18 protein-coding genes are annotated in these 20305 nt (G+C 69.8%); 5 read left to right on the top strand and 13 right to left on the bottom strand.

The annotated features are described in order from the left end of the window. Positions 1 to 84 precede the first annotated feature (84 nt). The gene (locus J2851_RS12330; RefSeq protein ID WP_209766566.1) at positions 85 to 1533 is read left to right on the top strand and encodes a helix-turn-helix domain-containing protein; all 1449 of its coding nucleotides are present in this window, start codon (positions 85 to 87) and stop codon (positions 1531 to 1533) included. Between the two features lie 265 nt (positions 1534 to 1798). On the opposite strand, the gene J2851_RS12325 is transcribed toward J2851_RS12330, so the two are convergent. The 9 genes from J2851_RS12325 to J2851_RS12285 all read right to left on the bottom strand — a co-directional run bounded on the left by J2851_RS12325 (position 1799) and on the right by J2851_RS12285 (position 13315). Further along, the gene (locus J2851_RS12325) at positions 1799 to 4174 is read right to left on the bottom strand and encodes a heavy metal translocating P-type ATPase (RefSeq protein ID WP_209766565.1); all 2376 of its coding nucleotides are present in this window, start codon (positions 4172 to 4174) and stop codon (positions 1799 to 1801) included. Positions 4175 to 4326: 152 nt separating this feature from the next. Then, positions 4327 to 4794 (bottom strand): c-type cytochrome, encoded by a 468-nt coding sequence (locus J2851_RS12320; protein ID WP_246500596.1) that lies wholly within the window; start codon positions 4792 to 4794, stop codon positions 4327 to 4329. Positions 4795 to 4831: 37 nt separating this feature from the next. Continuing rightward, the gene (locus tag J2851_RS12315; protein ID WP_209766564.1) at positions 4832 to 5302 is read right to left on the bottom strand and encodes a DUF411 domain-containing protein; all 471 of its coding nucleotides are present in this window, start codon (positions 5300 to 5302) and stop codon (positions 4832 to 4834) included. 42 nt (positions 5303 to 5344) lie between these two features. After that, on the bottom strand, positions 5345 to 5737 hold the full coding sequence (locus J2851_RS12310) for a hypothetical protein (protein WP_209766563.1): 393 nt from the start codon (positions 5735 to 5737) through the stop codon (positions 5345 to 5347). A gap of 36 nt (positions 5738 to 5773) precedes the next feature. Beyond that, positions 5774 to 8890, bottom strand: coding sequence for an efflux RND transporter permease subunit (locus J2851_RS12305; protein ID WP_209766562.1), 3117 nt, complete (start codon positions 8888 to 8890; stop codon positions 5774 to 5776). Positions 8891 to 8902: 12 nt separating this feature from the next. Beyond that, the gene (locus tag J2851_RS12300; RefSeq protein WP_209766561.1) at positions 8903 to 10639 is read right to left on the bottom strand and encodes an HlyD family efflux transporter periplasmic adaptor subunit; all 1737 of its coding nucleotides are present in this window, start codon (positions 10637 to 10639) and stop codon (positions 8903 to 8905) included. Beyond that, positions 10636 to 11850 (bottom strand): TolC family protein, encoded by a 1215-nt coding sequence (locus J2851_RS12295; RefSeq protein WP_209766560.1) that lies wholly within the window; start codon positions 11848 to 11850, stop codon positions 10636 to 10638. Before J2851_RS12295 ends, J2851_RS12300 begins: the two co-directional genes overlap by 4 nt. Before the next feature lie 134 nt (positions 11851 to 11984). Then, complete coding sequence (locus tag J2851_RS12290; protein WP_209766559.1) at positions 11985 to 12791, bottom strand: Spy/CpxP family protein refolding chaperone; 807 nt, start codon at positions 12789 to 12791, stop codon at positions 11985 to 11987. A gap of 155 nt (positions 12792 to 12946) precedes the next feature. Continuing rightward, positions 12947 to 13315: a hypothetical protein gene (locus J2851_RS12285; protein WP_209766558.1), complete on the bottom strand. Its 369-nt coding sequence runs from the start codon at positions 13313 to 13315 to the stop codon at positions 12947 to 12949. A 428-nt stretch (positions 13316 to 13743) separates the two neighbouring features. Here J2851_RS12285 and J2851_RS12280 point away from each other — a divergent pair, with 428 nt between their 5' ends. From J2851_RS12280 to J2851_RS12265, 4 genes are all read left to right on the top strand, one after another. Further along, positions 13744 to 14085 (top strand): hypothetical protein, encoded by a 342-nt coding sequence (locus J2851_RS12280; RefSeq protein ID WP_209766557.1) that lies wholly within the window; start codon positions 13744 to 13746, stop codon positions 14083 to 14085. Positions 14086 to 14187: 102 nt separating this feature from the next. After that, the gene (locus tag J2851_RS12275) at positions 14188 to 14844 is read left to right on the top strand and encodes a cupredoxin domain-containing protein (RefSeq protein ID WP_209766556.1); all 657 of its coding nucleotides are present in this window, start codon (positions 14188 to 14190) and stop codon (positions 14842 to 14844) included. Positions 14845 to 14861: 17 nt separating this feature from the next. Continuing rightward, on the top strand, positions 14862 to 16556 hold the full coding sequence (locus J2851_RS12270) for a cbb3-type cytochrome c oxidase subunit I (RefSeq protein WP_209766555.1): 1695 nt from the start codon (positions 14862 to 14864) through the stop codon (positions 16554 to 16556). A 16-nt stretch (positions 16557 to 16572) separates the two neighbouring features. Continuing rightward, complete coding sequence (locus tag J2851_RS12265; RefSeq protein ID WP_209766554.1) at positions 16573 to 16764, top strand: hypothetical protein; 192 nt, start codon at positions 16573 to 16575, stop codon at positions 16762 to 16764. Between the two features lie 188 nt (positions 16765 to 16952). Here the strand turns inward: J2851_RS12265 and copM are convergent, their stop codons facing one another. The 4 genes from copM to J2851_RS12245 form a co-directional block, all read right to left on the bottom strand. Then, positions 16953 to 17450, bottom strand: coding sequence for a CopM family metallochaperone (gene copM / locus J2851_RS12260; RefSeq protein ID WP_209766553.1), 498 nt, complete (start codon positions 17448 to 17450; stop codon positions 16953 to 16955). Between the two features lie 30 nt (positions 17451 to 17480). Then, positions 17481 to 17879 carry a DUF302 domain-containing protein gene (locus J2851_RS12255; protein ID WP_209766552.1) on the bottom strand — a complete coding sequence of 133 codons (399 nt, stop codon included), beginning with the start codon at positions 17877 to 17879 and terminating at the stop codon, positions 17481 to 17483. A 413-nt stretch (positions 17880 to 18292) separates the two neighbouring features. Further along, a complete protein-coding gene (locus J2851_RS12250; protein WP_209766551.1) occupies positions 18293 to 19045 on the bottom strand; it encodes a TlyA family RNA methyltransferase in 753 nt (250 codons plus the stop codon). Between the two features lie 71 nt (positions 19046 to 19116). Further along, on the bottom strand, positions 19117 to 20115 hold the full coding sequence (locus tag J2851_RS12245; protein ID WP_307419453.1) for a sensor histidine kinase: 999 nt from the start codon (positions 20113 to 20115) through the stop codon (positions 19117 to 19119). Positions 20116 to 20305 lie beyond the last annotated feature (190 nt).

Below are 20305 nucleotides of genomic sequence, written 5' to 3'. Positions count from 1 at the left end.
GAACATCTTTGCAAACACAGGGCATAGTTTGCCAAGGTTGCGAATATGCACTTCAGCCTAACCCGCGGGTGGTAGAACGGTTCGATGCAGAAGCTCTATCTCGGCTACAAGCTGCGCCGCCTGCGCGAGCAGCGCGGCCTGACCCAGGCGGCGCTCGCCAAGACGCTGGACCTTTCGCCCAGCTACCTGAATCAGCTGGAAAACAACCAGCGCCCGCTGACCCTGCCGGTGCTGCTGAAGATCTCCGCCGTGTTCGAGGTGGACCTGTCCAACTTCGTGGAGGACGAGGACAGCCGGCTCGTCGCCGACCTGCGCGAGGCCCTGGCCGACCCGCTGTTCGCGGGCGCACCCCTGACCAACGCGGAACTTCGCAGCGCCGTGGGATCCAGCCCGGAACTGGCGCGCCGGGTGCTCAGCCTCCATCAGGCGTACCAGAAGCTGCACGAGCGGGTGCAGTCGCTGGCCGACAGCCTGTCGAACCAGGAACGGGGCGACGCCTTCGCCGGTCCCCAGTTTCCCTATGAGGAGGTCCGCGACTATTTCCACTACTGCAACAACTACATCGGCCCGCTGGACGAGGCGGCGGAGCAGCTGTGGGACCGGGAGAAGATCCACAACGGCGCCCTGCTGAACGAGCTGGCCGCCCTGCTGAAGCGCCGCCACGACGTGCGCGTGAAGATCGTCGCCGACGACGGCGACACGGCGATGCGCAGCTATGACGAGACGACCGGCACGCTGCGCCTGTCCGCCCTGCTGAACGGCCCCAGCCGCGCCTTCCACATGGCCCACCAGATCGCTCTGCTGGGCTTCGGCGACGCCATCGAGGAGCTGGTCGCCCAGGCGAAATTCTCCAGCGAGGACGCCAAGTCAATCTGCCGGGTCGGGCTTGCGAACTACTTCGCAGGCGCGCTGGTCATGCCCTACCGCGCCTTCGCCGCCCAGGCCCGCGCGCTCCGCCACGACGTGGAGCAGCTGCAAAGCCGCTTCGGCGCCAGCTTCGAGCAGGTCTGCCACCGCCTGTCCACCATGCAGCGGCCGGGGGCGCGCGGCCTGCCCTTCTACTTCGTGCGGGTGGACATGGCCGGCAACATCACCAAGCGGCACTCGGCCACCCGCTTCCACTTCGCCCGCTTCGGCGGCGCCTGCCCCCTGTGGAACGTGCACGAGGCCTTCGCCCAGCCCGGCAAGATCCTGGTGCAGTTCGCCACCATGCCCGACCGCACCACCTACATCGGCATCGCCCGCACGGTGACCAAGCGCGGCGGCGCCTACCTGAAGCCGTCACGGCAGTTCGCCGTCGGGCTCGGCTGCGAGGCGACCTACGCCAACGAGATCGTCTACGCCGCGGGCATCGACACCTCGAACGAGGCCGCCGCTGTTCCGATCGGCGTGAACTGCCGCATCTGCGAGCGCACCGACTGCCAGCAACGCGCCTTCCCGCCCATCGGCAGCCAACTCTCGGTGGACGAATCGCACCGCAGCTTCGTGCCGTACCTCTTCACGCAAGCTGGGCGGGTTGAGGAGAAAGCTTAAACGGATCCGTAGGTTGGGTGGAGCGTCAGCGCAACCCAACACACGCCACATGGCAACGCTGTTGGGTTGCGCTGCGCTCCACCCAACCTACGAATTTCAAGCTTTCCAATCATAGACAAGCTGACAGATCGGGTCGCCCCCGGCGGCAACCGGAATCGCCCCAAGTTTCTTCCACGTTGCGAGTCTAGCGCGTCGAGGGCCCGCCAGGGCCCCGCCTTCCGAGACCCAGGGGTGACGGCGCTGCATGGCGCAGGCACACGTACGATCACAGCGTCTGCCCGCGCAACCGGAGGGCGTTTCCGATCACCGAGACGGAACTCAAGGCCATCGCCGCGGCGGCGATGATCGGGTTCAACGTCCAGCCGAACAGCGGGTAGAAGACGCCCGCCGCAACCGGCACGCCGAGGGCGTTGTAGACGAAGGCCAGGAAGAGGTTCTGCCGGATGTTCCCCATGGTCGCCCGGCTCAGGACCCGCGCCCGCGCGATCCCCGCCAAGTCGCCCTTCACCAGCGTGACCCCGGCGCTCTGGATCGCCACCTCCGTCCCGGTGCCCATGGCCACGCCGACATCGGCCTCGGCGAGCGCCGGGGCATCGTTCACGCCGTCGCCGGCCATCGCCACCACGCGGCCCTCCGACTTCAGCTTGCGGACGACACGGTGCTTCTGGTCCGGCAGCACCTCGGCCTCGACCTCGTCAATGCCCAGGCGGCGCGCCACGGCCTCCGCCGTGGTCCGGTTGTCGCCGGTCAGCATCACGATCCGCACGCCGTCGGCCCGCAGCGTCTCCAGGGCCTGTGGCGTGCTCGCCTTGATCGGGTCGGCCACCGCGATGACGCCGCCGGGGCGGCCATCGATGGCGGCGAACAGCGCCGTGGCGCCTTCGCGCCGGAGGTCATCGGCGCGCGCCTCCAGGTCGCCCAGCGCGATGCCCTGGTCCCGCATCATCGCGGCGTTGCCCAGGAAGACGAGATGGCTGCCGACGCTGCCATGCACACCCTTGCCGGTCACGGATCCGAAGCCGGCGACCTCATGCATGGGTAGCCCTCGCTCCTTGGCCGCCGCGACGATGGCGGCGGCCAGCGGGTGCTCGCTCGACCGCTCCAGGCTGGCCGCCAGCGACAGCAGCGTCGCCTCGTCGACGTCCGGCACCGGGACCACCGCCGTCACCCGGGGCTTGCCCTCGGTCAGCGTGCCGGTCTTGTCGACGACCAGCGTGTCGACCTTCTCGAACCGCTCCAGGGACGCCGCGTCCTTGATGAGCACGCCCGCGGTCGCGCCCTTGCCGACCCCGACCATGATCGACATCGGCGTCGCCAGCCCGAGCGCGCAGGGGCACGCGATGATGAGCACCGACACCGCCGCGATCAGTGCGTAGGCGAAGGCGGGCTCCGGCCCCCACATCATCCAGCCGATGAAGGCCAGAATGGCGACCAGGATGACCGTCGGCACAAAATAGCCGGAGACCACATCGGCCATGCGTTGGATCGGCGCCCGCGAGCGCTGGGCCTCGGCGACCATGGTCACGATGCGCGACAGCATGGTGTCGGAGCCGACCTTGTCCGCCCGCATCACCAGCGCACCCGTCTGGTTGACGGTGCCGCCGATCACCTTGGCGCCGGGCTCCTTCCCGACCGGCATGCTCTCGCCGGTGACCATCGATTCGTCCACGGCGCTGCGACCCTCCAGCACCTCGCCGTCGACCGGAACGCCGTCGCCCGGGCGGACGCGCAGCCGGTCGCCCACATGCACCTGGTCGAGCGGGACCTCCTCGTCCTCGCCGTTTTCCCGGACGCGGCGCGCGGTCTTGGGCGCCAGGTTCAGCAGGGCGCGGATGGCGCCGCCGGTCTGCTCGCGGGCGCGGAGCTCGAGCACCTGCCCCAGCAGCACCAGCACCGTAATGACGGCCGCCGCCTCGTAGTAGACGGCCACCACCCCGCCCATGCCGCGGAACGACGGCGGGAAGAGGCCCGGCAGGACGGTGGCGACCAGGCTGAAGACGTAGGCGACGCCGACGCCCAGCGCGATCAGCGAGAACATGTTCAGGCTGCGGTTGACCACCGACCGCCAGCCGCGCTCCAGCAGCGGCCAGCCCGCCCACAGCACGACCGGCGTCGCGAGGAGGAACTGAATCCAGACGGAGATTCGCGGCGGCACCAGGTCATGGAGTCCAAGGGCCGGAATGTGGCTGCCCATCTCCAGGACCAGCAGCGGCACGCTGAGCGCCAAGCCGATCCAGAACCGCCGCGTCATGTCGACGAGTTCGGGGTTGGGGCCCTCCTCGACGCTCGCGCCGACGGGCTCCAGGGCCATGCCGCAGATGGGGCAGTTGCCCGGACCCTCCTGGCGGATTTCCGGGTGCATCGGGCAGGTGTAGATGACGCCCTTCTGGGGCGAGGCCCGCCCGGCCTGCTCCGGGGCCGCGGGCCTGGCCTCCGGCTTCAGGTATCGCTCCGGGGCAGCGACGAACGTGTCGTGACAGCGCGCCGAGCAGAAGTGGAATGTGTGCCCATTATGCTCTGCGTGGTGCGCGGTCCGCTCCGGGTCGACCATCATGCCGCACACGGGATCCTTCACCTTGGCCCGGTCGTCGGGACCGGCATGATGATGCGGGTGCTCATGGCGGTGGTGCAGGTCGTTCATGTTCGCTTCTCCCTTCGCATGCCCGGCGTCGGTGCCCCGGTGTTGCGTGGCGCCACCCGGCATCACGGTGTGGCGGCGACTGTGGAACCCATGCTCCGCCTTCCAGCGATTGGAAGGTCAAGTCCGTGGTGCAGGCCGATCCCTTCCTCTCCTCACTTACCCGCCCGCGCGCTCATGGCGGCGTGACGGCGCCGGGTTTCTTCCGGCCAGGAGCTCTTGATGAAGGCCAGGACGGCCCAGATGTCGGCGTCGCTCAACACGCCGCTGAATGCGGGCATGTCGCTCACGTAGCCAGGCGGGGCGAACGCCGCAACGCCGTCCTTGGTGATCTTGAAGAGGTCCTCGTCCGGGTGATGCCACGTGTGTCCGGAGGCGTCGTGGGGCGGCGCGGGCAGGCGGCCGTCCGGCTTGCGGCTCTGCCAGTTCGGCTGGCCCTCCAGCCGAGGCCCATGGCACGACGCGCACCGTTCGGCGTAGACCGCCCTGCCGCGGGCGACCTGCGCGGCGTCGGTCGGGTCGGCGCCCGCCTTCGGACCGGCGAACATGACGACGCCAGCCACGGCGATCGCCGCTGCCATGGCCACGCCGACGCCGACCTTCAGCTTTGTGGAAGCCTGCATAGTCGTCTCATCAGGGGATCGGGCTCACACTCCCGGTTCAGTGGTGCGCGTAGACCCTGTTGCCGTCCGGCGCGCCGAAGGCGATGACGTCGTAGGCTTGGCCGGGCATGTCCATGCCGGGCGCGGACTGCGGCATGCCCGGAGCGGACAATCCCTTGACCTTGGGCCGTTCGGTGAGCAAGCGCCGGACATCGCCGGCGGGCACGTGCCCCTCGATCGCGTAGCCATCCACGACCGCGGTGTGGCAGGAAACGAGGTTGTCCGGCACACCCTTGGCGACCTTTACCGCATCGACATCCTCGACGGTGTGGACCTTCATGGAGAAGCCCGCCGACTGCATGTGCTTCACCCAGCCTTCGCAGCAGCCGCAGTACGGCGACTTCCAGACCTCGACCTCCTGGGCGGCCGCCGGTGCGCTGCCCAGCAAGGCGGGGGCACCGAGCAGCGCGCCCCCAACGAGGGCAGCGCCCATGGCGACGATCAGGGGCTTCTTGGATTTCGGTTTCATGGAACGGTTCCTTTCTTCAAGGATTCAGCGGCGGTGTGCCGGTCAGTGGCCCGCGTGGCCCACTTCGAACCGGGCCTGGACGGTCTTCTGGCCGGGCATGGTCAGCGCGGTGACCACCTTCACGCTGTCGTGGGACCCGCCCAGGGCCGCCTGTCCCTTGAGGGCGTTGGCGCCCGCGGGCTGAAGCGGAACTTTCTGGGTCTGCTTGTTGGCCAGGATGGTCGCCTCGGCCTTGGCGCCGGTCACGTCTACCGGCTGGTCCGAGCCGTCGGTCACGTACAGAACGACATCGTTGCCCTTGAGCACGAGCTCGGTGTGGTACGCCCCGGCGTCGGTCATCGGGCCGCCGTGCGGGCCGACGCTCGGCCCGTGCGCGAAGGCCGTGGCCGGTGCGGCGAACAGGGCGGCGGCGAGGAGAAAAGTCGACAACTTCACGATGCGGGTTCCTTTGTTGGATCGGCGACAGGTGGGTCAGTACGCCTCGGCCGGGCGCAGCGAGCCGTCGCGCGCCTCGACGAGACGGTCGAGCGGCTTGCGGCCGAGCTTGAGGAAGAGGACCGGGGTCAGGACTGTGTCGAGCAAGGTGGCGCTGACCAGGCCGCCAAAGATGGTGACGGCGACCGGGTGCAGGATCTCCTTGCCCGGCGCGTCGGCGCCGATCATCAGCGGCACCAGCGCCACGCCCGCCGACAGGGCGGTCATCAGCACCGGGGTCAGCCGCTCCTGGCTGCCGCGCACCACCATCGCCTTGCCGAAGCTCTCGCCCTCGTGCAGGACGAGGTTGATGTAGTGGCTGATCTTCAGGATGCCGTTGCGGGTCGAAATGCCGGTCAGCGTGATGAAGCCGATCATCGAGGCGACCGACAGCGGCTGAGAGGATATCCACAGCGCCGTCACGCTGCCGATCAGCGCCAGCGGGACGTTCCCCATGATGATGAGCGCCAGAACCGCCGAGCGGTAGCGGCTGTACAGCACCAGGAAGATCATCGCCAGCGACACCATCGACAGCGCCGCGATGGTCTTGGACGCCTCCTCCTGCGCCTGGAAGGTGCCCTCCAGGCTGGTGAAGGTGCCCGGCGGCAGCGACGAGCGGGCGACCACGTCGCGGATGCCGGCGACGATCGCCGCCATGTCGGTCTTGCCGTCGGAGTTGCCGAGGATGACGATGCGCCGCTTGCCGTTCTCACGCAGGATCTGGTTCGGGCCGTCGGTCTCCTCGACCGAGGCGAAAAGGCTGAGCGGCACCCGGCCCGCCGGGGTCTCGACCAGCAGGTTCGCCAGGCCGCTGGTGGTGCGGTCTTCGTCCGACAGGCGCAGAACGACGTCGAAGCGCCGCGTGCCGTCCACGATCTCCGACACCACGCGACCGTTGGACAGGCTCTCCAGCGCCTCCGTCGCCATGGCCGGGGTGACGCCGTAGAGCGCGGCGCGCTCGTAGTCGACGACGACCTGCACCTGCGGGATGCGGACCTGCTTCTCGATCTGGAGGTCGACGAGCCCGGGGATGCCCTCCAGCCGTTGCTGGAGTTGCCCGGCCAGGCTGCGCAGGGTGTCCAGGTCTTCGCCGTAGATCTTCAGAGCGATCTCGGCGCGGACGCCGGACAGCATGTGATCGAGCCGGTGCGAGATCGGCTGGCCAATGTTCACCGACACCGGCAGGGCCGCCAGCCGCGTCCGCACGTCGGCCAGCACTTCGGCGCGACTGCGGGCGGAGGGCACGAGGTCGACGTCGATCTCGCTGGAGTGGACGCCTTCCGCGTGCTCGTCAAGCTCGGCGCGGCCGGTGCGGCGCCCGACCGACTTCACCTCCGGCACCTGCATGATGAGCTTCTCCGCGGCCAGCCCGACCCGGTTGGACTCCGCCAGGGAGATGCCGGGGTTGAGGACCATGGAGATGGTCAGCGTGCCCTCGTTGAAGGGCGGCAGGAAGGCGCGCGGCAGGCTCGGCACCGTGGCCGCGGCGATCACCACGGCGACGCCGACGGTGGCGAACAGCGTGCGCGGGTTGCCGAAGGCCCAGCCCAGCAGGCGCGCGTTCCCGGCCTTCAGGCGCCGCACCAGCCAGCTGTCGTGCTCATCCAGCCGCTTCAGCTTCGGGAGCAGATAGTAGGACAACACCGGCGTGACGGTGATCGCGGTGACGAGGCTCGCCAGGATGGAGACGATGTAGGCCACGCCCAGCGGCGCGAACAGCCGCCCTTCGATGCCGGACAGCGCGAACAGCGGCACGAACACCAGGATGATGATGACCGTCGCGTAGACGATGCCCGACCGGACCTCCTGCGAGGCGCCCGCCACCACCTCCAGCACCGGCCGCGGGTTGGCGGCCCGGCGGTTCTCGCCCAGCCGCCGGAAGATGTTCTCCACGTCCACCACCGCATCGTCCACCAGTTCGCCGATGGCGATGGCAAGGCCGCCCAGCGTCATGGTGTTGATCGACATGCCGAACGCCTTGAACACCAGCACGGTGATCAGGATCGAGATCGGGATGGCGGTCAGCGAGATGAGCGTGGTGCGGACGTTCAGCAGGAACAGGAACAGGATGACGGCGACAACGACGACCGCCTCCTGGAGCACCTTCGTGACGTTGTGGATCGACGTGTCGATGAAGTTGGCCTGCTTGAACAGGATTTCGTTCGCCCTCACCCCCTTCGGCAGGAACTGCGTCAGGTCGGCCAGGGCCTTCTCGACCTCGGCCGTCAGCGTCGTCGTGTCGGCGCCGGGCTGCTTCTGGACGGAGAGGATGACCGCTGGCTTGCCGTCGACCCCGGCGTCGCCGCGCTTCACGCGCGCGGCGAAGTCCACGTCGGCGATCTGCCGCAGCAGGATCGGCTGCCCGGCCTTGTAGGCGACGACGAGGTTGCGCAGGTCCTCCAGCCGGGTGGTCCGGCCGATGTTGCGGATCAGGTACTCCTGGCTGTGCTGGTCGATGAAGCCGCCGCCGGTGTTCGCCGAGAATTGCCGCAGCACCGCCACCAGCACGTCCGTGCCGATCTCCAGGTCGTGCAGGCGCGCCGGGTCGGGTGCTATGCGGTACTGCCGGATCTCGCCGCCGATCGGGATGACCTGGCTGACGCCGGGGATGGCGAGCAGCCGGGGCCGCACCACCCAGTCGGCAAGCTCGCGGACCTCCATCGGGCCGACGCCGTCGCCGCTCATGGCGATCAGCATGATCTCGCCCATGATGGACGAGATCGGCCCCATCTGCGGCCGGACGTTGGGCGGCAGCTGCCCCTGGACGATGGCGAGGCGTTCGGCCACCTGCTGGCGGTTGCGGTAGATGTCCGTGCCCCAGTCGAACTCGACGAAGACGATGGACAGGCCGACCCCGGAGACCGAGCGCACGCGGGTGATGCCCGGCATGCCGTTCATCGAGGTTTCCAGCGGGTAGGTGACCAGCTGCTCGACCTCCTCCGGCGCCAGCCCCTCGGCCTCGGTCATCAAGGTGACGGTGGGCTTGTTCAGGTCCGGAAAGACGTCGATGGGCAGGTCGCGCAGCACGAACGACCCGTAGACCACCAGGAGCGTCGCCGCGGCCAGGACGAGCAGCCGGTTGCGCAAGCTCGTGTTGACGAGAACATTGAACATCAGGAGGCCTCCTTACCGGATCTGGTTGAGGAGACCGGCGCCGTCGGTCACGATGCGCGCCTCCGGCTCGACGCCCGCCAGCACGAGCACCGTGTTGCCGTCCAGTGCCTGCGTGCGCACCGGACGGGCGACGAAGCGCTGCGGCGCTTCGTGCTGCCAGACGATGGGCTGGCCGCTGGCGCTGCGCACCACGCTCTGCCGCGGCAGGACGATGCCCGACGCCTTGCCCTGCACCTGGGCGACGAGCCGCACCGGCTGGCCGACACCGAGCCCCTGGGGCGAATTGCTGATCCGGAACAGCAGCGGGATGGCTTGTTGGCGCAGAGCCAGGCTGGAGCCGAGGAGTTCCAGGGACAGGTTGACGCCATCCGCCGTGGTCGCGGTGGCGGCCTTGATGGCATTGGCCACGCGCGGGTCGAAGGCGACCGCCTCGACCATCAGGCGCGACGGGTCGACGATCTCGAACAGGACCTGGTCGCGCGCCTCGATGACCTGACCGGCCTTGACGTTGTTCGCCGTGACGACCCCGGCGATGGGCGCGCGCAGGGCTTCCTTGGTGGTCAGGGTCGGCGACAGCGCGGCGCGGCGCTTGCGCAGACCGTTCAGGTTGGCCTCCGCCTCGTCGATGTCGCGCTGCGGCACGCTGCCCTGAAGCTGCCGCAGGCGCTGGACGCGGGACTCGGCGATGACAAGCTCCTGCTCGACCGTGGCGATCTGCTGCTGGATGCCGCTGCGGTCGACCACGTTCACGGCGGGCGCGATATAGGCCAGGACCTGGCCCGCCTCGACCCGCTGGCCGACATAGGGCAGCCCCCTCTCGCCCGGCTCGATGCGGCCGCTTTGGGTGGCCTGAACATTGCCGCCGCCGTTCGGGTCGGCGACGATCTGGCCGATCAGCTGGACCGTCTGCGCGGCCTCCTGCGGCTTGGCGACCGCGGTGCGCACGGACAGCAGGCGCTGCGACGGCTTGGGCACGTACAGGCTGCCGTCGGGCAGGCGGCGCGGGCTGTCCGGGGCGCCGGTCAGCGCCGTCGGCGCGGCCGCTGCTCCCGGAGTCTTGTCCTTCGCCTCATCGCCGTGGCTGTGGTCCTCGCCGCCGTGGGCGAAGGCGGCGCCGCTGGCCAGCAGCAGGCCGAGACCGATCAGGGCCGCCCCGGCGACCGTGCGCGCCCGGCCCCGCTGGGTCAGGGCGACGGTGGTCAGCACCCCGAGCAGGAAGACCATCACGGCCCCCAGCAGCAGGCCGGGATCGTACCGGACCTGACCGAGGACGCCGGAGACGCCGCGGGCACCGCCGGGCTGTGCGTCGACCGCGGACGCCGGCACCTCCAACGTGCCGATCAGCAGGTCGGCGGCGTCGGCCGTCGTCACCGACACGGTCAACTCGTGCGGCCCCGGCTTCGACAGCCACGCGGCGTCGAGGCGGTAGACGCCCTCCTCGCCGGAGACGGGGGCGGCGGTCACGGCTTCCCCATCGGCGCTGACCTCGACGGTCGCGCCGGACACGGGTTCGTTGGTGGCGAAGCGGTCCAGGTGGACGAGCAGCGTCTTGCCTTGGACGACCGCCACCAGTTCGAAGTCCGACGAGGACGTCTCCATGGTCGGGGCCATGGTGGCGATAACCGGCGTTGGGGCGTCGCCATGGTCATGCCCCTCGTGAGCGAGGGCCGGGGCGAGGGCCGGAAACGCGACCGGCGCGGCAAGGCTCGCGGCGACGGCGATCGCGGCGAGACGGCGTCGGGGGATCATGGCAGAACTCCAAGGGACTGGTTCAGACGGGCGCGGGCGGCGCCGACCTGGACTTCGGCGGTGGTGCGGGCGAGGTCGGCCGCGAAGGCCGCTTCCTGGGCGCGCACGAACTCGATCAGGCTGATCTCGCCCGCCTTTCGGGCGCGTTCGACGTTGGTCAGGCGCCCCCTCAGGGCGGCCGCGCGGTCACGGGCGATGGACAGGCGCTCGCTGGCCGCCTGATGGGCCAGGCGGGCCTGGCGGATCTCCGTCTCGACGGTGCGCTCCGCGTTGGCCTGCTCGGCCTCGGAACGGACGAGTTCGGTGGCCGCCTCGGCCCGCTTCGGCGCGTTCACGGCCTCCACCGCGAACGGGATGCGCAGCGACAGGCCGACGATGGTGCCGAAGCGCTCGTCGCGGACATCCCGCTCCTTGCGGGCCAGCACGCCGACCTCCGGGTAGTCGCGGGTGGAGAGGTCGACCAACTGCTTCTGCGCCTGCGCCGACCGCACCCCCAGGCGGGCGGCCTGGAGCGTCGGGTGCCGGTCAAGCGGCTGCTCGCCGATCAGGGGCTCCGGCGTGGCCTTCGGCACCGTGGTGCCGGTCAGGGCGCGGAACGCCTGTCGGGCTTCCTCCAGGGTTAGTTCCTCGTCACGGACGTCCGCCGCGACGGCGAGGGCCTCGCCACGGGCCAGCTGGTGGTCGGCCTCGGAGGTTTCCCCGGCCCTGGAGGTCCGTTGCGTGTCGGCCTCCAGGCGGCGCGCCACAGCGAGGCGTTGGCGCGCGAGCTCGACGCGCCGATCAAGGAGCGCGATCTGCCACAGCGCGGCGCGGACCTCCCCGGCCACCGCCAACTGGCGCGCCGCGATCTCCGCGTCGGTGCGCGCCAGCAGCGCGTCGGCGGCGCGGACGGTCGCCGTGCCCTGGCCGGGCAGCCACAGCGGGACGCCGAGTTCGGCCTCGTACTCGCGCCGCCCGACGTTCCGGCCCAGGACGTCGGTGATGTTCCGCAGCGTGACGGCCGGAGCGGCCGGGACCAGCGACTCCCCGGCGCCACGCTGGGCGACCGCCTGCCCTCGCCTCGCCTCCAGAGTCCGGATCTCGGGGTTGAGCCGCCACGCCCCCTCCACCGCGTCGCGCAGGGTCTGTGCCCCGGCCGGAAGTGCCAGCAGGCAGACGGCAACCACGGTTGCCGCCGCCCGCCACATGCGCCTGGAGCCGAACTCACGCACCGGACGCCCCTCCCACTCGGGGGCGATCGGCGCCGAGTCCGGTCCAGGTCCGGTACCAGGGCAGACGTGCCTGCGGTTCCGGCGTGTGGGAGTCCGTTCTGTGATGGGCGTGGTCGTGCGTCATGGCCGCCTCCTCACATCATGCCCATGGGGCCGGAGAGAAGCCGGTCGGCGGCCTTCTTCTGGTCGTCGGTCAGCACCGCGTAGAGCGGCTTGGCGGCGGCGTCGAGAGCCTTCAAGGCGTCGAGATGGGCGGACAGCGCCGTCTGCTGGAGCGCCAGACGGTCCGGCCACGAGGAGGGCATGCCCCCCTTGACCATCCGCTCGTGCTGAGCCTGGTGGGCTTTGGCGTTGGCCCGCAGGGCGTCGGCGAAGGCGTTCCACGGCTGCGCCTGGGCGTCGGTGATCCCAAGCTCCGCCTTGAGGAAGGCGATGCGGCCCTCGACGTGCTCGAACGGCAGCCCCATGGCCCCCATGCCGCCCGGCTGGCCCATCATCGGACGCATCATGGGCATCATCGTGCCCGTCATGGCTGGCCCCATCATGCCAGACTGCCCGCTCTGCTGGCCCATCATGCCCCCCATCATCGAGCGCATCTGGTCCATGTTCATCATCATGCCGGGCTGGCCGCCCTGCGCCTGCGTGCCCGGCTGGCCCATCATGCCGCCGCCCATGCCATGGCCCATGCCATGGCCCATCATGGGCGCATTGCCGGGCATCCCGGGTTGGGGGCCTTGAGGCGGCTGGGCAGGCGTCGGAGCGGGAGCGGGCTGGGCCTGGGTGGTGGTGGCGCCGCCGGGGTGGTGGGCCTGATGGTCCTGGCCCTGGTCCGGGCTGGCGGCGGTTTGGGGGGCGGTCTGGGGGGCGGTCTGGGCCTGGGCGACCGATATCATGGCGGCGAGCGCAAAGGCCGGAAGCATCTTGCGGGTGAGAGACGACATGGCGTCCTCCTGATCATCTGGGTCGAGCCGACCCCGGCCGGACTCCGCGCGGGAGCGCCGGGGACGCGAAGGCCACGCGCACGAAATCCGGAACCGGCGTCCTTCGCCGAGCCGAGGCTCAGGTTGGGCGCGGACGGACTCGTGGCGTCAGAGGATCAGAGAGGGGGACGCAGGGCGGGATCGACGTCGATTCCCTTCGGCGTCGCGAAGGCGGCGCGATGGCTGGCCTTGTCCGCGTGTGGGACGAACGGTTCGAACGACACCGCGGGCAGGCCGCCGTGCATGGTGGCGCATTGGGCCACGCTGCAGCAGGCGCCGTCGTCGGGCAGGCCGCGACCCTTGCAGGGGTCGTGCTCGTGGTCGGCCACATCAGGTCCGGCCACATCGGCGGCCATATCGATGGCGGCATCGTCGTGGGCCGCGGCCAAGGCGTGCTCGTGGGGCGCCGGGGGCTGGTGCTGCGCCAGGGAGGCGTGGCTCGGCACGGCATAGACGAGCAGCGTGGCCAGCATCAGCAGGCTCACCACCACCCTCCTCGCCGTCGACCACGTTCCGCGCCACATGGCGATTGCCTCACCCTTGATCGAGACCCACGCGGCACGCCGTGCCCGCCAGCCTCTCCTGAAAACCTAGGCGCTTTTCGCGGCGTCCGCAACGGCATGGTCCACAAGATGCCGCCCGTGCCCGGGGGCGATGGGAGGGTGTGGCGGAATGTCGCCCTGCCCCGCTCCTCGCCCGAAGGCCTCCCCTCACGATCCACCTTCCAGCCACCGGAAGGTCAAGGGGGAAATCGACCGTTCGGAAACTGTCGGCGCCTGCGTCTGATATGGGCGTGTAATATGGGCGTGTGATAGGGGCAAAGCCGGTTGACGCGGGTCAATGCCCGGACCTACGGTGTGGGTTAAGAGTGGGCCGGCCCGGAAGGTCCCGGGTCTTCGGCATGATGGAAACCATGAAGCGGTTGGGCCACATCCTCGCCATCCTGGCGTTCGCCTTCGCGCTCCTGACGGGCGCGGCGGGCGGAGCCGTGGCGCATGTGGACTCCCCGGTCGGCTCGGCGGAGCACCACGGCTCCCATCACGCTCCGTCGCCGTCGGCGCCGTCTCCAGGCGACCATCACAAGGCCGCCCTGGCGGTCGCCGCCACATGCTGCCCGGCCGCCGAATCCCAGGCGGACCATGCGGTCGCCGTCCCGATGACGTTGGTCGAGACGTCCTGGCATCCGTGGGCCGCATACATCCCGAACGCCCGGGACATCGCGCCGGAACCGCGCCCTCCGAAGACCCGCCTCTGATCGGCCAAGCGTCCCGACGCCTGCGTCGGACGTCCGGCCAAGCGCCGCCAGACCGGCGGCGTTCGTGAGCGATTCCGACCACGCGATCAGAGGACTCTCACCATGTCCGAGAGGCATTTCACGACCCGTCGCGGCTTCGTCGCCGCGCTGGGCTTCGGCGCCGTCTCCCTGTACGGCGCCTGGGCGGCCTATGGCGCCGCCCCCCTCCCCTTCGGCGGCCACAAGGAGGCCGCCACGCCGGAACCCGACGCCCATGGCGGACACAGCGGCCATGGCACCGCCGAGGCGCCCCCGGAGGCCGGAGGTCATGGCGCCCACGGAGGATCGGCGGGCATGGCGCCCGAGGAGTTCCGCTTCGAGCACGACTACTTCGTCGAGCGCTACGCGCAGCCCGACGGCAGCGTGAACCCGCACGGGAGCGAGGACACGCACAGCCACGCTGCCGGGGGGCACGACCACAGCCACGAACCCGGCGGCCGGCCGGTGGACGTGTACCTGATGGCGCAGAAGTTCGCCTACAGCCCCGACGTGCTGCGCCTCAAGGTCGGACAGGCGTACCGGTTCCGCATGATGGCGGACGACATCACGCACGGCGCCTCGATCCAGTTGGGCTCCGCCAGCCGCATCATCCGCCTGCGCCCCAACACCGTCACCGAGCAGACGATCACCTTCACCAAGCCGGGCGAGTACCTCGTGTACTGCACCGTCTACTGCGGCCAGGCGCACGACGCCATGCAGGGCCGCATCGTCGTCGGCTGACCCGGGGAGGACCGATCATGGACACCATCTCGACGAACGTCACTCCCGTCGGCGCTCCCTCGCGCCTGACCGCGCGCGTCACGGCCCTGCCGACGCCTGACAAGGCCCTGCTCAAGCTGCTGTTCGGCGCCGCCCTGCTGGCGCTGGTGCTGGGCTTGGCCGGGGGCTTCGTGACCGCGCTCGCCCGCGCTCGCGCGCTCAGCCTTTTCCCCGACGACGCCTACCGAATCCTGACGCTGCACGGCGTCTCCGTGTTCTTCTACTGGCTCTACCTCATCCAGGCGGCCCTCCTGCTCGTGCTCGCCGCCGCCGAGAACGGGCGCGGCCTCGCCTTGCGCCCGTTGGCGTGGCTCGGCGCGGCCCTGATGCTGGCGGGCTTCGGGTTCAGCGAGTGGGTCTCCACCACCGGCACGCCGCTGCTCTACGACGGCAGCCCCGAACTCGCCGCGGACGACCCGCGTTCGGTCGGGTTCTTCGCGCTGGGTTACCTGCTGCTCTCCGGCGGCCTGGTCGCCTCGGCGGCGAGCGGCATCGCCACGGTGCTCCAGCCCCGGCTGCGCGGCGAGGCCGACGCGTTCACCTCGATCGGTTTCGCGCTGTTCGCCTGGGCGGGGTTCCTGGTGGTCAGCGCCATCGCCGCCACCAACGCCTTCCTGCCGGGCGTGCTGTGGGCGCTCGGCGCCGGGCCGTTCCCGGCCGACCACGGGACGGAATGGCACATCCTGTTCCACAACCTGCACTACCTGCCGCTGATGGCCACCGTGCTGGTGTGGTACGTGCTGACCGAGCATCTGACCGGCGTGACGTCCATCCACGGCGCGCGGATGTCGAAGATCGTCTTCGCCGCCTACCTGGTCTTCGTGCCCCCGACGTCCTTGTACCACATGTTCCTGGAGCCGAACCTGTCCGAGGGCGTGCGGGTGGTCGGCTCGCTGCTGTCGCTGTTCGTCTCGGTGCCGACGCTGGCGGCCTTCGCCATCATCGTCTCCTCGCTGGAAGCCAGCGCCCGGGCGCGCGGCGCCACCGGCCTGTTCGGCTGGATGCGCGGGCTGCCGTGGGACAACCCGGCCATGGCGAACATGGGTTGGGCGGTCGTGAACATGATGGTCGGCATCACCTTCGCCTTCGTGCTGATCCAGGAGAAGCTGGCGCCGATGCTGTCGGACACCTTCTTTGTGCCCGGCTATTTCCACTTCTTCGCGGTCGGCGTGCTGACCCAGACCTTTCTGGCGGCGCTGATGGTGATCCTCCCCGCGCTCGGCGGCGGCACGCTCTGGCGTCCGACGGTGCTGCGGCGGATGCCGGTGCTGGTGACCGTGGGCCTGCTGGTGTTCGGCGCCGCGGGCATCGCCGCCGGGTTCATGGGCGTGCCGCGGCGGGTGTTCGACGTGAGCTACGGCGGCATGGCCCCGGCGGCGTGGCCGGTGCTGATGGCGCTGGTCGGCGTCGGCGCGACGGTCTTCGCCGTCGCCATTTCGGTCACCGTCTACGGCGTCGTGCGCAGCTTGTTGTCGCGTTGCGCGCCGGTCGCGGTCGAGGCTCCGGTCGTCGACTGGCGGGCCGGAGCGCGCGGCGTCGGCGCTGCGCCCGCGTGGACCGGTCCGGCGTCGGTCGCGGCGCTGGTCGCCGCCATGTACGTCTTCACCATCGTCGCGTTCCAGCTGATCCAGTCGCTGCCGATCATCGCCATCGGCGGCGGGCATGGGCACTGAGCGCCGGAGAACCACCATGAAGATGAACGAAGAACTCTGGCTGGTCGTCGCCATCGCCGCCGTGTGGGCGGTCCTTGCGGCCGTCTACGCCTTCGTCCCCAGTTTGGGCATGCCCGGCTACGTCCGGGTCTGGGGCGGCGGGGCTGTCCTATTCCTGGTCCTCGCCTGGGTGCTGGCCGCCGTCGGCCGGAAAGCGCACCGGGGCTGACCAGGCCGGGCGGGGAGGGCTCGGGACGGCGCTCATGCCGCGGCGCGGGCATCAGCGTCTCAGGCACTTGATGAGGGTGGCGATCCCCAGGACGACGAGGACGAGCAGCAGGCTCCAGAGGACGCCATCCCGCCCATGGCCCAACGCGAGCCGTCCATGCCGCCCATCATCGCGGAAAAACCCTGCCGTTACTTGCTGCTGGCCTGCTTGGCCGGATGCTGTTTCATCCAATCCTGAAGCTGTTGAACCTCCTTGGTCTGGTCCTCGACCACCTTCTGGGCCATGGCCTTGAGGTCTGGATCCTTGCCGTACCGGAGTTGGACACGGGCCATGTCGATGGCGCCCTGGTGATGGGCCGCCATCATCCGCGCGAAGTCCTGATCGGCGTCGCCGGTCATGGGGCGGTGCATGTCCCGGTTCATCTTGCGCATGCTTTCCATGTACGCGCGTGAGGCCGGATCCTTGGGCATGGCCTGCGCCCGCTGGCCCTGGTGCATGCCCTGGCCCTGCATCATGCCCTGGTTCGCGCCCATGCCGGGGCCGCCCATCCCCGGGCCGCCCATCGGCGCCGTGGTCTGGCCTTGCGGCGCCGGTTGGGCCTGGGGCTGCTGGGCCGCCGCGGGTCCGGCGATAAGGGCCGTCGCCACGGCCAGCGGGACGACGATGCTGCGAACTCGATGAGCCATCACGACGTTTCTCCTCTTGGGTCTGGATGGCTATGCCCGGCTGCCGAGGTCGTCGACGACCTGCCGGAGCATGCCCTGAACCTGACGGGCGACGTCGGCCAGGGTCGGGTTGTCGATGGCCTGCATGGAGGCGACCGGATCGACCGCGGACACCTCGACCTTGCCGTCCTCGCGCTGCTGGACGATGACGTTGCACGGCAGCATGGTGCCGATCTTGTCCTCCGCCTGAAGCGCCTGGTAGGCCATCGTCGGGTTGCAGGCGCCGAGGATGCGGTAGGGACGGTAGTCGACGTCCAGCTTCTTCTTCAGCGTCGCCCTCACGTCGATGTCCGTCAACACACCGAACCCGTGCTCCTTGAGCGCGTCGGTGGTAGCCGAGACGGCGTCATCGAACGGCATATCGACGACTTTGGAGACATGGTAGGTCACGATGGTCCTCCCTCCGGCTGGGGCGGTGACCGGGAGACGCCCCGGCCACCCATGGAGCCGCCCATTGAATGGATCCGGCGTGCGTTCACGGCCCACGCCGAACATCGCCTTTCCCTAATGAACGAGAGGCATCGCCCGAGGTTCCGCCGACTCCGGAGAGGATCACGCTCTTCGCCGGAGGCCACTGTTCCCCGATGATGGCCGGACGGAGCGCGTTTCCATACGGCGCTCCGTCCGGCTGGCGGTTCAGTTGTCATCCTTGTCGCCGCCCCGGCGTGTGTTCTCGGCCGCCCTGGCGACTTCTGATCGGCGGAGGCGGTCCCGAGAGCGAGCACCATGCCGCTCGCGACCCCGGCGGCAAGCAGGGCCAATTTTCATCCGGGAGTGCGGTCTATGGGTGCTCTCGTAACAGTTTATGGTTCCATCCAGATGTCCTTCACCGCCCCGATCAGAAACTCCTTGTTTCCTTCCGGGCCGGTGATCGGGCTTTCGGTGATGTCCAGAACGCGCCAGCCCGGCAGCCCGTCGAGCCAGGCGCGGATGCGGTCGCAGACCTCCTGGTGCAGTTCGGGCTCGCGCACCACGCCGCCCTTGCCGACGCGGCCCTTGCCGACCTCGAACTGGGGCTTGATGAGCGCGACGAGGCGCCCGCCCGGAACCGTCAGGTCGAGGGCGGCGGGCAGCACCACCTCCAGCCCGATGAAGCTGGCGTCGCAGACCACGAGGTCGATGGGGTCGGGAATTTCGGCCGTGGTCAGGTGGCGGGCGTTGGTCTTTTCCAGGACGACGACGCGCGGGTCGTTGCGCAGCTTCCAGGCCAGCTGCCCATGCCCGACGTCGACCGCGTAAACCTTCGCAGCGCCGCGCGTCAGCAGCACATCGGTGAAGCCACCGGTCGAGGCGCCGACGTCGACGGCGGTCAGGCCGGTCGGGTCGATGCCGAACGTGTCGAGCCCCTTCACCAGCTTCAGCCCGCCGCGCGACACCCAGGGATGGTCCTGGCCCTTCACGGACAGCGGCGCGTCCTCGGCGATCTGGTCGCCGGCCTTGTCGATGCGCCGGGTGTCGGAATAGACCAGCCCGGCGAGGATCAGCGCCTGCGCCTTGGCCCGGCTTTCGGCCAGCCCGCGCTCCACCAGCGCCACATCCACCCGCACCCGCGCCATGGCGATCCCTCCCGATTATCAACGGGATGATCCATGGCGCAGGACGCGCCGTTCGGCAAGAGGCGAAGGACTTAGAACGGCAGGTCGATGATGAAGCGGGTGCCGGGGTCGTTCGATTCGGCGCGCAGCTTGCCCTTCAGCTGGCCGGCGAAGGCCCGCGCCACCTTCATGCCGAGCGTGTCGGCGCGTGCCACCTCGAAACCGGGGGGCAACCCGCGCCCGTGGTCGCCGATGACCAGCCGCCGCCCGCCTTCCGGCAGCGGTAGGAGGCTGATCTCCACGATGCCTGGTCCACCCGGCGCATAGGCGTACTTGATCGCGTTGCCGACGAGTTCGTTGACGATCAGCGCCAGCGGAATCACCGAATCGACCGGCAGCATCGCGTTTTCCACGGCGACCACCACATGCCGGTTGGCACCACCGGCCGCAAAGTTGGCCTCCATCTCCGACGCGGTGTCGCGCAGGTAGGAGCCGAAGTCGACGAGGCTGCCGCGGGTGGCGCCGTGGATGCGCTGGTGCGCCTGGGTCACCGTGCCGATCCGCGCGCACGCCTCCTGGAAGGCCCGGCGCATCTCCGGTTCCTTGGCCGACAGGGTTTGCAGCGTCAGCAGGCTGGACACGAGCTGAAGGGTGTTCTTGACCCGGTGGCTGACCTCGCGCACCTGCTGGTCGACCGAGTCCGGCGAATCGATCACGACGGGGCGCAGCGCCATCATGACGGCGCGGCCGGTTCCCGCGCCGCCCCCTGCACCGTCAGCGCGCAGGGGCGTGACGTCCATGTCCCAGGAACGGCGGTCCACGCCGGTCACGCGCAGGTGGCGGGACTGGCCGGTCCGGGCGACGTCGCGCACCGCTTCCGGATCGGCGCTGGGGAACAGGCCTGCCAGAAGTTCGTCCTCGGTCTGGCCCGCGTTGGCGCCCAAGGCCCTCATCGCGGCGTTGGCGACGGCGCACCGGAGGCCGTCCCCCTCGAACACCGCGGTGGGGGCGGGAGAATTCTCGATGATGTCCCGCAGCAGATCCGGATTGCCGTCCAGGCCGCCCTGCGACAGCCCGTTCGCCGGACGCACCCCGTTCTCCTCGGGAACGCGACCCGCGCCCGCAGCGAACACTTGAGGCATCTTACGCAACACCAGACCCCGCGAAATTCGTTAATTTTCTATTGTTTTCGAATTGTAAGACAGAGGAAACGGCCGCACCAGTGAAAGAACCCCCCCGCGCGCTATTCAAATGGGGGTAGGCCCTTCGTACAGGGCACCG

Origin of the sequence: Azospirillum rugosum, from assembly GCF_017876155.1 — a bacterium.
In the GTDB taxonomy this organism is placed as follows: domain Bacteria; phylum Pseudomonadota; class Alphaproteobacteria; order Azospirillales; family Azospirillaceae; genus Azospirillum; species Azospirillum rugosum.
This window is presented reverse-complemented; position numbering and strand designations above follow the sequence as displayed.